This is a genomic window from Dankookia sp. GCM10030260 (genome assembly GCF_042666655.1).
Classification (GTDB): Bacteria; Pseudomonadota; Alphaproteobacteria; order Acetobacterales; family Acetobacteraceae; genus Paracraurococcus.
Genome location: NZ_JBHTDE010000005.1, coordinates 22319 through 35980, shown reverse-complemented (window position 1 = coordinate 35980; position 13662 = coordinate 22319). Strand labels below are relative to the sequence as shown.

Sequence of the window (13662 nt, the reverse complement as noted above, 5' to 3'; positions counted from 1 at the left end):
GCAGCCCGCCTTGCCTCAAGGCCAGCCGGGCGGCTTGAGATGATAGCGGTAGCGATAGGCCTCCCGCAGGCCGAGGCGTTCCTGCAGCGCGCGGGAGGCGGTGTTCCCCGCCGCCACCTGCGCATAGAGCGTGCCGGCCCCGAACCCCCGTGCCCAATGTGCCGCGGCGCCGATGATCCGGGCGCCGAGGCCACGGCGGCGGAATTCCGACCGCGTCGCCAGGTCGAAGACGCCGCAATGTGGGCCATCGACGACGGCGAAGAGGCAGGCGGCGTCGACGCCGTCCTCGCGCAACACCAGCCAGGCGCCGCGGGCAGCCAGCAGGTCCGGGTTGCGCAGCTTCTCGGCCCGGCGGGTGGGGGTCTGGTACTCGGCGGTGGCGACCAGCGCCATCCAGGCCTCGCTCGGCCCGGCTTCGTCGCGCACCGCGGCATCGGCGCGGGCGACCGGGCCGAGCGGGCCGGCATAGACCACGCTTTCCTCCGTGTCCGGCGCATAGCCGCGGTCGCGCAGCAGCACCGCCAGCCCGGGCGGGTCGAGCGGGGTGGAGCGGAAGCGGCTGGCCAGGCCAAGGCGGTGGTAGGTCGCCTCAATCCGGCCGATGCGGTCGGCCAGGCCCGGGTCCGGCGCCGGATCCAACGAGCAACAGGCATTGGCCCGGCCGGTGCCGCCGAGGAAGGCCTTCAGCACGAAGGGGCCGTCGAAGGCCTGGCGCGGGGCGGGCAGGGCGGTGAGGCAGGCGCGTTCCAGCGCGGCGATGTCGGCCGGGCTATCCATGCGGCCAGCCCTCGGCGGCCAGGCGCTGCACGGCGTCGCGGTAGGTCACCTCGAACAACGCGTCCAGCGCCGGGTTGGCGCCCTTGGCGCCGGCGGCGACGCGGCCGGCCCAGCCGACATATTCCAGCCGCCGCGCATGGTCCCAACCCTTCGGCGGGCTGGCGGCGATGGCCCGCAGGTTGGAAATCTTGTCGGCCAGCTTGAGCTGCTTCGCCGCATCCGAGGCGTGGGGTGCGTGACGGACCTGCAGGCCCTTGCGGACCTCCTTCGGCAGTGACTTGTCGTCGGAGACCTCGGCCACCAGGCCGGCGACCTCGGCGCCGAAGGCGGCCTCGATCTGCGCGAGGGTGCAGGGTTCCGGGTCCTCGTCACTGTCCTCGACCGTGTCGTGCAGCAGGGCAGCGATGATGGCGGCCGAGGGGGCGCCATGGGCGGCGAGGATCTCCGCCACTTCCAGGACGTGGTTCACATAGGGCTCGGCGGCGCTGCCCTTGCGGCGATGGCCGGCGTGGATGCGGGCTGCGAAGACCGCGGCGCGGAGGATCCCTTGGGATTCGGATTCGATCTGGCTGATGGCGTCCATGGTGCCTGCAGTATCGTGGGACGGTGCAACAAGGAAAAGACCGACGCCGCAGGACAACACCAATGCGGGCCCTGGTGACCATGGCGGGTAGCAGCCATGCGCTGCAACCGGTCGCCCGCATCGTCATGGTCCCTCTGGCTTGGCGGACGCATCAACGCGCCCGCCTCGCCACGATCAGGTATTCATCGCCTCGAAGAAGTCGTTGTTGGTCTTGCTGTACTTCAGCTTGTCCAACAGGAACTCCATCGCGTCCTGCGTGCCCATCGGGTTCAGGATGCGCCGCAGCACCCACATCTTGGTCAGGGTCCCACGGTCGACCAGGAGCTCTTCCTTGCGGGTGCCGGACTTGGTGATGTCGATGGCCGGGAAGGTGCGCTTGTCGGACAGCTTGCGGTCGAGGATGAGCTCGGAGTTGCCGGTGCCCTTGAACTCCTCGAAGATCACCTCGTCCATCCGGCTGCCGGTATCGATCAGCGCGGTGGCGATGATTGTCAGCGAGCCGCCTTCCTCGATGTTGCGCGCCGCGCCGAAGAAGCGCTTCGGCCGCTGCAGCGCATTGGCATCGACGCCGCCGGTCAGCACCTTGCCGCTGCTCGGCACGACCGAGTTGTAGGCGCGGCCGAGGCGGGTGATGCTGTCGAGCAGGATCACCACGTCGCGCTTGTGCTCGACCAGGCGCTTGGCCTTCTCCAGCACCATCTCGGTCACCTGGACGTGGCGCGTGGCCGGTTCGTCGAAGGTGGAGGCCACGACCTCGCCGCGCACGGTGCGGGCCATGTCGGTGACCTCCTCGGGCCGCTCGTCGATCAGCAGCACCATCAGGAAGACGTCGGGGTGGTTGGCGGTGATCGACTTGGCGATGTTCTGCAGCATCACCGTCTTGCCGGTGCGCGGCGGCGCCACGATCAGGGCGCGCTGGCCCATGCCGATCGGCGCGATCAGGTCGATGACCCGATGCGTGTAGTCCTTGGTCGGGCCCTTGCCGACGCTCTCGACCTCGGCGTTCTCCATCTTCAGCCGGCGCGTGGGGTAGAGCGGGGTGAGGTTGTCGAAGTTGATCCGGTGCCGCAAGTTCTCCGGCGGCTCGAAGTTGATGGCGTTGACCTTCAGCAAAGCGAAGTAACGCTCACCGTCCTTCGGCGCGCGGATCTGGCCCTCGACGGTATCACCGGTCCGCAGGCCGAAGCGCCGGACCTGGGCCGGCGAGATGTAGATGTCGTCCGGCCCGGGCAGGAAATTCGCCTGCGGGCTGCGGAGGAAGCCGAAGCCGTCCGGCAGGATCTCCAGCGTGCCTTCGCCGTAGATGGCCTGGTCGTTGTCCGCCAGTTGTTTCAGGATCGCGAACATCATGTCCTGCTTGCGCAGGGACGATGCGTTCTCGACCTGGAGTTCCTCGGCGAAGGAGAGGAGGTCAGCCGGGGTCTTGGCCTTGAGTTCGGAAAGATGCATGGCGCGGCGCGTCCAGATGCGAGGGGAAGCGGAACCCTTCCCAGAAGGCCGGCAGTGACGTGGAAAGCCCGCGCCGATGCCCCGGCCGTTTCGCCAGTGCCACGAACACGACGCCGATCCAGGAATTGGATGGGGGTCGGAGCCGTCGGCCGGCGGTGTCCCGAGGAGAGGAGGGAGAAAGGACGGCACGACGCGGAAACGCGGGTGCCACCCGAGAAGCAGCGACGACCCTATGCAGGCCACCGCCACTCGTCAACCGGACAGTTGGGAAAACACGTCGCTGCTGTCAAGGCTTTTCAGAACGGCTTGACGATGACCATCAGCACGATGGCGATCATCAGCAGGGTCGGCACCTCGTTCATCGCCCGCCAGTAGCGCTCGGTCCGCGGCCGCTCGCCGCGCTCCAGCGCCTTCCGCCCCAGGCTGAGATGGTGGTGGAACCAGGACATGACGACGACGGAGGCGAATTTCACGTGCCACCAGCCGGCAGTCCAGCTGACCACGCCAGGGGTCAGGATCAGGGTTATGCCGAGCAGCCAGGCGACGATCATCGCCGGGTTCATGATGGCGCGGAACAGCCGCCGCTCCATCACCTTGAACAGCGCGTCCTGGTCGGAGCCCACCGCCACCTGGTGGTGGTAGACGAAGAGCCGCGGCAGGTAGAACAGCCCGGCCATCCAGGCGATCACCGCCATCAGGTGGACGGATTTCACCCAAGGATAGGCTGGCGCCAGCGCGTCGATCGTCACGCCACCGGCTCCCGCAGCCCCAGCAGGCCGGGCAGGTCCCGCATCTGGGCGAAGGGCACCGCCCCGACCGCGGCCAGGACCGCCGCATCGGTTTCCCGGGTGAAGCCCATCACCCGGCAGCCGGCGGCGATGCCGGCCCGGGCGCCGAGCAGGCTGTCCTCGACCACCACGCAATCGGCCGGCGGCACGCCGCAGGCGGCGGCCGCGGCGCGGTACATGTCGGGCGCGGGCTTGGGCCGGGCGACATCCTCGAAGCTGAAGACCCGGGTGCCGAACAACGCGGCGACGCCCAGCCGTTCCAGCTTGGAATGCAGCTCGTCCCGGCCGGAATTGGACGCCACGGCGACCGCCAGCCCGGCGGTCACCACCGCCCGTAGCGCCTCGACCGCGCCGGGGACCGGCTGCGCCTCGGCCAGCAGGGCCACCGAGATGCGGCGCGAGAGGTCGTGCGACCAGCGCGCCGGCAAGGGCCCGACCCGGGCCTCGATCATCGGCAGCATGTCGGGCAGCGCCATGCCGAGGAAGGTCTCCCGCGCCTGCTCGCCCGAGATCCGCCAGCCGCGGCTGGTCAGGTCCTCGGCGACGATGCGGTTCACCAAGGCCTCGGTGTCCGCAAGCACGCCGTCGCAGTCGAACAGCACCGCCCGTGGCCGGATCACGCCAGTTCCTTCACGGACGGCTTGGCCCTGGCATGCGGGCAGTCGCCGAAGGCCTTGGGGCATTGCCGTCCGCCGGCGAAGCTGCAGAGCCGCCGGCTGCCGGCCCGCGCCGCCAGCGCCAGGTCGCGCAGGGCGGCGATGAAGCCGGGGTCGCTGTTCTGCGCCGGCACGCGGAAATAGCCGGGGACGCCCAGGCGCTCGGCCTCCTCGCGGTATTCGACATCCAGCTCCACCAGCGTCTCGGAATGCTCGGAGACGAAGGCGATCGGGCAGACCAGGACGGCGACCTTGTCATGCGCCGCCCGCTCCAGCTCGAGTTCCGTGCTGGGGCCGATCCATTTCTGCGGGGTGACCCGGGACTGGTAGCAGACGATATGGTCGAGCTCCGGCATCGCCAGTTGCCCGACCACGGCCGCCACGGCCCGCTCGACCTGCCACTGGTAGGGGTCGCCCGACTTCACGATGCTTTCGGGCAACCCATGGGCGGAGAACAGGATCCGCAGCTTGACCTCGGGCGGCAGCTCGGCCCGGGCACGGTCCCAGGCGGCGCGCACCATGGCGGCGGTCGCCGCGGCGAAGGCCGGGTCGGAATGCCAGCAGCACAGCGTGGTGGTCGGCAGGTCGATGCCGGCCTTGCCGGCCGCCCGGTTCCATTCTGCCAGGCTGCTGCCGGTCGTGGTGGTGGAATACTGCGGATAGAGCGGCAGCAGCAGCACCTCCTCCGCCCCCCAGGCGGCGACGTCGGCGGCGCAGGCGTCGCTCATCGGATGCCAGTAGCGCATGGCGACGAAGCAGCGGTACTCGGCATCCGCCTGACTGGCCAGGGCGCCTTCCAGCGCCCGCGCCTGCTCTTCGGTCAGTTGCAGCAGCGGCGAGCCGCCGCCGAGGATGGCGTAGTTCTCCGACGCCGCCTTGGTCCGCCGGCGGGCGATGAACTTACCCAGCCAGGGCCGGATGAATCCCGGCACCCGCAGGATGGCAGGGTCGCGGAACAGGTTCTCGAGGAAGGGCCGGACGCTCTCGATCCGGTCCGGGCCGCCCAGGTTGAACAGCACGATGGCCACCCGCCGGCGGGCCGCTTGCGGGCGGTCCTCGGGCAAAGCGGTCGAGCCGGCAGGCGCGGTCAGGTCCATGGCGCTGCACATGACATGCCGGCAAGCGAGGTCAAGCCCGGAAGCGGCCGGGAGAGTGGCAGGCCCGGTTCAGTCCTCGGCAGCTGCGACGCGACCACCAGGGGGCCGCGTCCGTCGAAGCGGACCGATGGGGGCCTCCGTGCCTGCGGCGCCGCGACCATCGGGCCGCCTCAGCCGGTGCGGACCAGCCGCACCAGTGCCGCGACATGGTCCGGCGGGGTCACCTTCTCGATCCCATGGCCGAGGTTGAAGATATAGGGCCGTCCGCGCATCGTCCCGAGGATGCTGCGCGCCTCCGCCTCCAGAGCCATGCCGCCGGCGACCAGCGCCAGCGGGTCGAGGTTGCCCTGCAACGCCTGGTTCGGCGCGACCGCCGACGCCGCCCAGCGCAGGTCCATGGTGGTGTCCACGCCGAGGCACTGCACACCTGTACGCTGGGCATACTCGGACAGCATCGGGCCGGCGAGGCGGGGGAAGCCGATGATCGGGACGGCCGGGTTCACCTTGCGGATGGCCCGGACGATCTGCCCGGTCGGCTCGATTACCCAGCGGCGGAACTGGGACGGCGACAGCGTCCCGGCCCAGCTGTCGAACAGCATCAGCGCCTCTGCCCCGGCTGCGGCCTGGGCCAGCAGGTAGTCGGTGGTCGCCTCGACCAAGGTGCGGATCAGCCTTGCGAACAGCTGCGGGTCGCCATAGGCCATGCCGCGGGCGGCGGCGAAGTCTCGGCTGCCATGGCCTTCCACCATGTAGCAGGCCACCGTCCAGGGGCTACCGGCGAAGCCGATCAGCGTGGTCTTCTGGGCATGCGCATCCAGCGCGCCGCGGACCAGCCGCACGGTCTGCATGATGGGCGCGGCATTGCCGGCGCAGACGGTGGGGTCGAGCGCGTCGATCGCCGCGGCGGTGCGGACCGGCTCCAGCTGCGGCCCTTCCCCTTCGGCGAAGCGCAGCGGCTGGCCCATGGCCCAGGGGACCATGAGGATGTCCGAGAACAGGATGGCGCCATCCATGCCGTAGCGGCGGATCGGCTGCAGCGTCACCTCCGCCGCAAGCTCCGGATTGGTGCAGAGCGCGATGAAGTCGCCGGCCTGGGCGCGCACCTCCCGGTACTCGGGCAGGTAGCGGCCGGCCTGGCGCATCAGCCACATCGGCGGCGGCCAGACCGCATCGCCGGCCAGGGCGCGCAGCATGGGCTTCGGGGACGTCGCGCCGTGAGTCGACGCAGGTGTCGGTGCTTGGGTCGCCTGGCCCGGCGCGGGACGTTCAGTCTCCATCGCTCTACTCTCTCGCAAGAAAACAGGATTCTTGAAAGGTGGTAGTGGCTGTAGATGCCTGTGGACAATGTGGAGCCAATTGCCTCGCGAACCATCCACAGCCCTGTCCACAGGACGATCGCTGCCCGACTCGGTTGAATCCTGGGGATAATTCCGTGCCACCCGGATTCCCCGCCGGACCCCCCTCGCGACGATACCGTCGGTCGGATCGGTCAGGACTCGTCAACGCTGTCCCCCGCGGCACCTCGACGCGTTAGGGTTGTCCCCAGTATCCCCCGCTGTCCCCCCGGCTTCCCCGCCGCTGTCCCACGGTGTTGTCCCCGCCATGCCCCTCCGCTCCATCAACCTGCATCTGGTCTCCGACAGCACCGGGGAGACGCTGAATTCGATTGCCCGGGCAACCCTCGCCCGGTTCGAGGACCACCACGTCGTCCACCACCGCTGGAGCCTCATCCGCTCCCGCCTCCAGCTCGACCGCGTGCTGGAAGGGCTGCAGCACGAGCCCGGCCCGGTGCTGTTCACCCTGGTGGACCGCAGCCTGCGGCATGCGCTGGAGGAGATCTGCGAGAGGCTCGGCGTGCCGTGCCTCTCGGTTCTCGACCAGACCATGGCGCTGCTGGCCGGCCAGATCGGCATGCCGGCGAAGGAGAAGCGGGCGGCGCAGCACGTGATGGACGCCGACTATTTCCGCCGGATCGATGCCATGCACTATGTGCTCGCGCATGACGACGGCCAGGGCACCGCCGGGATCGCCGAGGCGGATGTCTGCCTGGTCGGCGTGTCGCGGTCGTCGAAGACACCGACCTGCTTCTATCTGGCGAACCGCGGCATCAAGGCGGCCAACGTGCCGATCGTTCCGCATGCCACGCTGCCGCCCGAACTCGACAACCCCCGCTGCCCGGTGGTCGGGCTGACCATCGAGACGCCGGCGCTGATCGAGATCCGCCGGCACCGGCTGCGGCTGATCGGCGCCGACGGGGTGCGGCAGGACACTTCCGACTATATCGACCCGGAAAGCGTGAAGGCCGAGATCCTGCAGGCCCGGCGGCTCTGCACCGCGCATGGCTGGCCGGTGATCGACGTGACCCGCCGCAGCATCGAGGAGACGGCGGCGACCGTGCTGCAATTGATGGAGGCCTGGCACGCCCGCCGCAACCAGGCGGAGGCCGAGGCGCGGGGCCAGGGCGCGTGAGCGCGCCGATCCAGGCGGCGAGCCCGGCGCTGGTGCTGGCCACCGCCTCCGGCGCCCGGCGGGCGGTGCTGGCGGCGGCGGGGCTGCGCTTCACCGCGCTGGCCGCGGCGGTGGACGAGGCCGCGATCAAGGAAAGCGCCCAGGCCGAGGGCATCCCGGTCGGCGACGCGGCGATGCTGCTGGCCGAGGCCAAGGCCGAGCGCGTCGCCCGCCGGCATCCGGAGGCGCTGGTGATCGGCGCCGACCAGATGCTGGTCTGCCCCGGGGATGACGGAAGCCTCCGCTGGTTCGACAAGCCGGTCGGGATGGACGGGGCGCGCGCGCATCTGCGGGCGTTGCGCGGCCGGACGCATGAGCTGGTCTCGGCCATGGTGTGCTGGCGGGGCGGGGCGCGGGTCTGGCAGCATCTCGCCCGGCCGCGGCTGACGATGCGGGATTTCTCCGACGCCTATCTCGAAGCCTATCTGGCGGCCGAGGGCGAGGCGGTGCTGACCTCGGTCGGCGCCTACCGGCTGGAGGGGCTGGGGGTCCAGCTGTTCGACCGGATCGAGGGCGAGCACAGTGCCATCCTTGGCCTGCCGCTGCTGCCCCTGCTGGGCTTCCTGCGCCAGCATGGCGTGCTGCTGCGATAGGGACCCGCAACAATACCTTCGATTCGTTCATTGACGACAATGTGATTGTACACGATATTGTGAGTGTGACGGCTACCCGGCCGCCCTCTCCGGCAAGGCATGTTCCATGGGTCTCCAGCACCGGCCGATCGACGCGGCACCCCAGGCCGAGGCCGGCCGTCGTGCCGAAACCCCCGCCGCGCTGCGTGGCCATCTGGCGCTCCTCGAGGAGAACCAGGGCGAGACCCCCTGGTGCGGCCCCGCCAGCCTCGCCCTGGCCACCGGCCGCAGCTATGCGGACGCCGCCACGCTGCTGCGTGGCATAGCCCCCACCTGGTACCCGGCCGAGGGTCCGATCGTCACCGCCTACTGGCGCGACCTGCTCGGCGCGCTCGACCAGGCCGGCATCGCGCATGCACCGCTTGCGCTGCCGGCACCGCGTCGCAGCCTGCTCCGCTTCGCACGGGAAGGGCTGGCGCCGGGCTGGTACCTGGTGCGGGTCACCGACCACTTCCTGCTGCTGCACAGCCACGGCTTCGGCCTGACCACGCTGCACGACAACCGCCATACCGGCGTGCTGGTCTCGGCGAGGACGCATGGGCAGCGGCATGTGACGCATGCCACGCGGCTGCTCGGCGGGCCGCTGGCCGGGGCCTGACCGCTCAGCTTTCGGGCGGCACCGCGTCCAGCACGGCCATCAGCGCCGCCAGGGTTTCCGGCGGCAGCCGGCGGATGTCGCGCGCCAGCCGGTTGGCCAGCGCCGTCGCCTCGGCGCTCAGCCCGGCGGTGTCCACCACCACCCGCGGATGCGAGACCCGGGCGAGCCGTGCCATCTCCTCCGCATCGTCCCAGATCAAGCCGAAATACTCGTTCACCTGGTGGACCAGTCCGGGCGAGGGCCGGCCGCGATGGCCGTGCTCCAACGCCGAGAGATAGGCCGGCGAGACATGCAGGGCCTGGGCGAGCTCGGCCTGGCTGACGCCGCGGGCCTCGCGCAGGGCACGCAGCCGGGCGCCGAAAGGAGTCACCGGATTGGTCCCTTCACCCGCCGCAGCAGCAGGACCACCGCGCCCGGATTGCCCGCCGAATAATGTGCCGCACCCAGCAGCAGGTGCCGCAGTTCGGGCGCATTCAGCCAATGCGGCAGCTCCCGCCGCAGCACGCCGATCTCCTGCCCCGCCGAACCCTTGCCGGTGACGATGGCGACGCAGCGAATGCCGTCCGTCTGCGCCTCGTGCAGGAAGCGGCGGACCGCGCCGTGCGCGTCCTGCACCCGCCTTCCATGCAGGTCGAGCGTGCGCTCCGGCCGCGTCTCCCCCCGCCGCAGCGCCTTCCAGCGCTTGTTGTCGAGCCCGGGCGGGGCATGGCCGATCTGCAGTTCCACCCCGCGATGCGGCAGGGCGGGGCGGGCGGTTGCCGCCGGCCTGGCCGCCGGCGCCGGCACGGGTGCCATGGGCGGGTCCGCCGGCGGCACCGGCGGCGGGGTCAGCGCCTTGCCCGGCAGCGGCGCCACATGGGCGCGGCTGGTATAGAGTTGCCAGAGCGAACGCTCCGCCTCGGTCAGCCCGCGGCGCGCGCGCGGGCGCGCGGGCGCCGCCGCCGGTTTCAGCCAGGGCGGCATGCCGGCTTCAGTCGCCGGGCGCGGCGGGACCGCCGGGGACGGCCACCGGCGGCGCCACCGCGGCATCCCCCATCGGCAGCGCCGCGGCATCGTCATCGACCAGGATGACGTGCAACCTGCGTGGCCCATGCGCGCCGAGTTCCAGCGTCTGCTCGATATCGGCGGAGCGCGACGGGCCGGTGACGAACATGATGTTGCGCGGCATGAAGCCGCCCGAGCGCGCGTCCCGGCTTTCCGTCCGCAGCCGGTCCCAGGCTTCCTCGTAGGCGCCGACGATGGCGCTGGCGCGCAGCACCACCACCTCGGTTTCCGCCAGCAGGTTCAGCGTGGTGGGACGGCCGGGGGCGGAGGGGAGCATCAGCGTGCCGGTCTCGGCCACCGCCGCCCAGCCATGCTGCAGGCTGACCTGGTCGGTGGCCTCGGCCCGGCGGCGTTCGAATTCCAGCAACGGCCGGTCGGCCCAGGGCACGGCGTCGAATTCCGGGTGCGGCGCCATGACGAAGCGCGACGGCAGGTTCTGCGCCGCCAGGTATTCGGCCAGCGCCGCCGGCACCCCGGCGAGATCGGGCACGCGCTCGACCGTGCCGAATTCCTTTTCCACGTTGCGGATGAACAGCGCGACCTGGTCCGGCCGCGGCAGGCGGGACCGGGCCGGGATCAGGTGGCGCGGATGCGTCGCGAGCCGCCCGGCCAGCATGGCCTGCTGGTCGGCCGGCAGCGGGCCGCGCTTCAGGCCACGGCGGATGGCGCCGAGGATGGCCTCCTTGGTCATCGCCGCGCCCCACGCTGCTGCCTTGCATAGCGGGCCATGAAGGTGCCGCCGGGCTCGGGCGTCGGCAGGTCGCGGCCTTCGGTCCAGCCGCCGGCCAACGGCAGGGAGCGGAAGGCGCCCTTGCCGCGACCGAGCAGCCCAAGTGCGCCGATCGCCGCCTTGGTCGCCCAGCGATAGGCGGCGGGGCGGCGCGCGAACCAGGCCCAGAGGTTCAGGTTGCTGCGCTGCGCGCCCGGGGTCAGGTGGCGCTCGAACTCCCGCTCGCGCCAGTGCCGCATCAGCTTGGGCAGCGGGATCTTCACCGGGCAGACGCTCTCGCAGCGGCCGCAGAAGGTGGAGGCATTGGGCAGCAGCCCGGTCTTGTCGATGCCGACCAGGGATGGCGTCAGGACGGAGCCCATCGGCCCGGGATAGACCCAGCCATAAGCATGCCCGCCGACCGCGCCATAGACCGGGCAGTGGTTCATGCAGGCGGCGCAGCGGATGCAGCGCAGCATCTCCTGGAAGTCGGTGCCGAGCATGTTGGACCGGCCGCCATCGATGAGCACCACATGGTACTCCTCCGGTCCGTCCAGGTCGGCCTCCCGCCGGGCGCCCGTGCTGAAGGTGGTATAGACCGAGAAATCCTGTCCGGTGGCCGACCGTGCCAGGAGCCGCAGCAGGCTGGTCGCGTCCTCCAGCGTCGGGACGACCTTCTCGATGCTGGCCAGCGCGATGTGGACCCGCGGCAGGGTCTGGGTGAGGTCGCCATTGCCCTCGTTGGTGACGATGACGCTGCTGCCGGTCTCGGCGATGAGGAAATTGGCGCCGGTGATGCCGACATCGGCCTGGAGGAACTTCTCCCGCAGCTTGGTGCGGGCCTCGGCCAGGATGTCGCGGCGTTCGGCGAAGACGCGGTCGGGCGGCAGGTCGGTGTGCAGGCGGCGGAAATCGGCCTCCCAGTCTTCCCGGTTCAAATGGAACGCCGGGGCGATGATGTGGCTGGGGTGTTCCTGGCGAAGCTGCAGGATGTATTCCCCGAGATCGGTCTCGACCGGGCGGATGCCATGGGCTTCCAGATGGGCGTTGATCCCGAGTTCCTCGGAAATCATCGACTTGCCCTTGGTCACGGTCCGGGCGCCGGCCTTGCGGCATATTTCCAGCACCTTGGCCCGGGCATCGTCGGGGGTGGAGCACCAATGGACGGTGCCGCCGGCGGCCAGAACCTTCGCCTCATAGGCCTCCAGGTAGAAGTCCAGGTTGGCCAGGGTGTGGTTCTTGATGTCGCGGCCGATATCCCTGAGACGCTCGAATTCCGGCAGGTTGGCCACCGCGGCGGCGCGGCGCTGCAGGAAGGCGCCCTTGGCGGTGCCGAGCGCCTTCTGCAGGCCGGGATCGGCCAGGGCGCGGGCGGCGTTCTCCTTGAAGGCGGGCGAGGTGATGGCGACCACGGGCGAGCTCCTGTCTGCCCTGTATGTAGCGCCTTACGCCACGATGGTCAGGGGGCGATGGCTAACGCTTCGCCTCGACCAGCCGCTTCGTCTGCTCGGCCGCGGCCGTGCTGGCATCCGCCACCCGTCGCAACTCCTGCCGTGCCTCGGCCAAGTCTTCCTCGCTCTGGTCCTCGAGGGCGATGAGCCGGTTGTGGGCGCCCTTGGTCGCCCGGATCAGCTCGTCGAGTTTCACGTGGATCGCCTGGGTGTCGCGGTTCTGGGCGTGCTGGATCAGGAAGACCATCAGGAAGGTGATGATGGTCGTCCCGGTGTTGATCACCAGCTGCCAGGTATCGGAGAAGCCAAACAGCGGCCCGGTCACCGCCCAGACCACCACCACCGACACCGCCGTGACGAAGGCCCAGGACCGGCCGGCCTGGCAGGAGGCCCATTGGGCGGCGCGGGCGAAGGGGGATTGTTCTGCCATGCGGCGAAAACGCCGCATGGCCGGGTTTCGTTTTGTACCTGTGGGTTAAACCCCCGCCATCTACTCCGCCGCGGCGGCGAAGAAGCGGTTCTTCAGCCCCTTCTGGTTCTCGTAGATCGAGCCCTGCTTTTCCGCCGGCGGCAACGGCAGCTTCACCGGCACTGCGGTCAGCCGCGGCGTCAGCGTCGGATTGCCGGCCACCAGCAGGCGGTCGAAGGCCTCCATCCCCTCGGGGAAGCCGAGCAGCGGCCAGGCATCCGCGGCGCGGAATTGGAACAGCAGCAGTCGGCGATCACGGTTCGAGGTATTGGGCGCCGAGCCATGCACCGCCCGCACATGGTGGACGGTGATCGACCCCGCCCGGCCGGTCAGCGGCACCGCGGCGGCATAGTCCACTTCCCGCTTCCCAGGATCCATCGCCCCGCAGAAGCGGCCATCCTCGCCATGGTGGTCGTGCACCACCGGGTCCTTGTGGCTGCCCGGCAGGATCAGCAGGGGGCCGTTCTCCAGCGCCATGTCGTCCATCATGACGCCGACGGCGGCGAGGTCGTCATTGGTGTGCGGGTAGAAGGCCCAGTCCTGGTGCCATTCGACGGCGGCGCCGAAGCCGGCCGATTTCAGGTTCAGCTTCGCGGTGTCGAAGCGGATATCAGGCCCCCACAGGTCCTGAAGCACCGCGACGATCTTCGGGTGCCGCACCAGCGCCGCATAGGCCGCGTCGTGCAGGTGCGGCGCCTTGATACGGCGGACGCGGGGCTGCGCCGGGCTGTGGCTGTCCTCGAGGTCATAGATCGCGTCATGCGCGGTCACGGCGCGGGCGCGCTCGACGAAGCCGTCGGTCACTGCGCGCAGCTCGGCGACCTCGGCCGGGCTCAGCACGTCCGGCACCACGATGGCGCCGACGCGGTCGTATTCGTCCTTCTGGGCCTGGGTGAGCATA

General features: G+C 70.4%; 16 protein-coding genes. 3 read left to right on the top strand and 13 right to left on the bottom strand.

Annotated features, from left to right (window positions below; all coding sequences use genetic code 11):
• Positions 1–15 precede the first annotated feature (15 nt).
• From ACFQS7_RS17645 to hemE, 7 genes are all read right to left on the bottom strand, one after another.
• Positions 16–777 (bottom strand): GNAT family N-acetyltransferase, encoded by a 762-nt coding sequence (locus tag ACFQS7_RS17645; protein WP_380068428.1) that lies wholly within the window; start codon positions 775–777, stop codon positions 16–18.
• A complete protein-coding gene (locus ACFQS7_RS17640; protein ID WP_380068427.1) occupies positions 770–1360 on the bottom strand; it encodes an HD domain-containing protein in 591 nt (196 codons plus the stop codon). The genes ACFQS7_RS17645 and ACFQS7_RS17640 overlap by 8 nt, the downstream gene beginning before the upstream one ends.
• A 174-nt stretch (positions 1361–1534) precedes the next feature.
• A complete protein-coding gene (gene rho, locus ACFQS7_RS17635; RefSeq protein WP_380068426.1) occupies positions 1535–2809 on the bottom strand; it encodes a transcription termination factor Rho in 1275 nt (424 codons plus the stop codon).
• A 296-nt stretch (positions 2810–3105) separates the two neighbouring features.
• Entirely contained in the window at positions 3106–3558 is a 453-nt protein-coding gene (hemJ, locus tag ACFQS7_RS17630; RefSeq protein WP_380068425.1) for a protoporphyrinogen oxidase HemJ, read from the bottom strand.
• The gene (locus tag ACFQS7_RS17625) at positions 3555–4217 is read right to left on the bottom strand and encodes an HAD family hydrolase (protein WP_380068424.1); all 663 of its coding nucleotides are present in this window, start codon (positions 4215–4217) and stop codon (positions 3555–3557) included. The genes hemJ and ACFQS7_RS17625 overlap by 4 nt, the downstream gene beginning before the upstream one ends.
• Positions 4214–5350: a ferrochelatase gene (gene hemH / locus ACFQS7_RS17620; RefSeq protein WP_380068423.1), complete on the bottom strand. Its 1137-nt coding sequence runs from the start codon at positions 5348–5350 to the stop codon at positions 4214–4216. Before hemH ends, ACFQS7_RS17625 begins: the two co-directional genes overlap by 4 nt.
• A 170-nt stretch (positions 5351–5520) precedes the next feature.
• Positions 5521–6543, bottom strand: coding sequence for a uroporphyrinogen decarboxylase (gene hemE / locus ACFQS7_RS17615; RefSeq protein ID WP_380068422.1), 1023 nt, complete (start codon positions 6541–6543; stop codon positions 5521–5523).
• A 409-nt stretch (positions 6544–6952) separates the two neighbouring features.
• Here hemE and ACFQS7_RS17610 point away from each other — a divergent pair, with 409 nt between their 5' ends.
• The 3 genes from ACFQS7_RS17610 to ACFQS7_RS17600 all read left to right on the top strand — a co-directional run bounded on the left by ACFQS7_RS17610 (position 6953) and on the right by ACFQS7_RS17600 (position 9088).
• The gene (locus ACFQS7_RS17610) at positions 6953–7819 is read left to right on the top strand and encodes a pyruvate, water dikinase regulatory protein (RefSeq protein WP_380068421.1); all 867 of its coding nucleotides are present in this window, start codon (positions 6953–6955) and stop codon (positions 7817–7819) included.
• Positions 7816–8451 (top strand): Maf family protein, encoded by a 636-nt coding sequence (locus ACFQS7_RS17605; RefSeq protein ID WP_380068420.1) that lies wholly within the window; start codon positions 7816–7818, stop codon positions 8449–8451. Before ACFQS7_RS17610 ends, ACFQS7_RS17605 begins: the two co-directional genes overlap by 4 nt.
• A 106-nt stretch (positions 8452–8557) precedes the next feature.
• The gene (locus tag ACFQS7_RS17600) at positions 8558–9088 is read left to right on the top strand and encodes a hypothetical protein (RefSeq protein ID WP_380068419.1); all 531 of its coding nucleotides are present in this window, start codon (positions 8558–8560) and stop codon (positions 9086–9088) included.
• A gap of 4 nt (positions 9089–9092) precedes the next feature.
• On the opposite strand, the gene ACFQS7_RS17595 is transcribed toward ACFQS7_RS17600, so the two are convergent.
• The 6 genes from ACFQS7_RS17595 to ACFQS7_RS17570 form a co-directional block, all read right to left on the bottom strand.
• The gene (locus tag ACFQS7_RS17595) at positions 9093–9458 is read right to left on the bottom strand and encodes a helix-turn-helix domain-containing protein (protein WP_380068418.1); all 366 of its coding nucleotides are present in this window, start codon (positions 9456–9458) and stop codon (positions 9093–9095) included.
• Positions 9455–10051, bottom strand: a complete 597-nt coding sequence (locus ACFQS7_RS17590; RefSeq protein ID WP_380068417.1) for a Smr/MutS family protein — start codon at positions 10049–10051, stop codon at positions 9455–9457. Before ACFQS7_RS17590 ends, ACFQS7_RS17595 begins: the two co-directional genes overlap by 4 nt.
• A 7-nt stretch (positions 10052–10058) precedes the next feature.
• A complete protein-coding gene (locus ACFQS7_RS17585) occupies positions 10059–10823 on the bottom strand; it encodes a lactate utilization protein C (RefSeq protein WP_380068416.1) in 765 nt (254 codons plus the stop codon).
• On the bottom strand, positions 10820–12253 hold the full coding sequence (locus ACFQS7_RS17580; RefSeq protein WP_380068415.1) for a LutB/LldF family L-lactate oxidation iron-sulfur protein: 1434 nt from the start codon (positions 12251–12253) through the stop codon (positions 10820–10822). The genes ACFQS7_RS17585 and ACFQS7_RS17580 overlap by 4 nt, the downstream gene beginning before the upstream one ends.
• A 61-nt stretch (positions 12254–12314) precedes the next feature.
• On the bottom strand, positions 12315–12722 hold the full coding sequence (locus ACFQS7_RS17575) for a low affinity iron permease family protein (RefSeq protein ID WP_380068414.1): 408 nt from the start codon (positions 12720–12722) through the stop codon (positions 12315–12317).
• A gap of 60 nt (positions 12723–12782) precedes the next feature.
• Positions 12783–13661 carry a phytanoyl-CoA dioxygenase family protein gene (locus tag ACFQS7_RS17570; RefSeq protein ID WP_380068413.1) on the bottom strand — a complete coding sequence of 293 codons (879 nt, stop codon included), beginning with the start codon at positions 13659–13661 and terminating at the stop codon, positions 12783–12785.
• Between the last annotated feature and the right edge of the window lies 1 nt (position 13662).

Bases quoted from the DNA above. Each gene is read 5' to 3' on its own strand.
- ACFQS7_RS17575 (WP_380068414.1), bottom strand. From the start codon at position 12,722: ATGGCAGAACAATCCCCCTTCGCCCGCGCCGCCCAATGGGCCTCCTGC.
- ACFQS7_RS17590 (WP_380068417.1), bottom strand. From the start codon at position 10,051: ATGCCGCCCTGGCTGAAACCGGCGGCGGCGCCCGCGCGCCCGCGCGCG.
- rho (WP_380068426.1), bottom strand. From the start codon at position 2,809: ATGCATCTTTCCGAACTCAAGGCCAAGACCCCGGCTGACCTCCTCTCC.
- ACFQS7_RS17585 (WP_380068416.1), bottom strand. From the start codon at position 10,823: ATGACCAAGGAGGCCATCCTCGGCGCCATCCGCCGTGGCCTGAAGCGC.
- ACFQS7_RS17645 (WP_380068428.1), bottom strand. From the start codon at position 777: ATGGATAGCCCGGCCGACATCGCCGCGCTGGAACGCGCCTGCCTCACC.
- hemH (WP_380068423.1), bottom strand. From the start codon at position 5,350: ATGGACCTGACCGCGCCTGCCGGCTCGACCGCTTTGCCCGAGGACCGC.
- ACFQS7_RS17640 (WP_380068427.1), bottom strand. From the start codon at position 1,360: ATGGACGCCATCAGCCAGATCGAATCCGAATCCCAAGGGATCCTCCGC.
- ACFQS7_RS17600 (WP_380068419.1), top strand. From the start codon at position 8,558: ATGGGTCTCCAGCACCGGCCGATCGACGCGGCACCCCAGGCCGAGGCC.
- hemE (WP_380068422.1), bottom strand. From the start codon at position 6,543: ATGCTGCGCGCCCTGGCCGGCGATGCGGTCTGGCCGCCGCCGATGTGG.
- ACFQS7_RS17570 (WP_380068413.1), bottom strand. From the start codon at position 13,661: ATGCTCACCCAGGCCCAGAAGGACGAATACGACCGCGTCGGCGCCATC.
- ACFQS7_RS17610 (WP_380068421.1), top strand. From the start codon at position 6,953: ATGCCCCTCCGCTCCATCAACCTGCATCTGGTCTCCGACAGCACCGGG.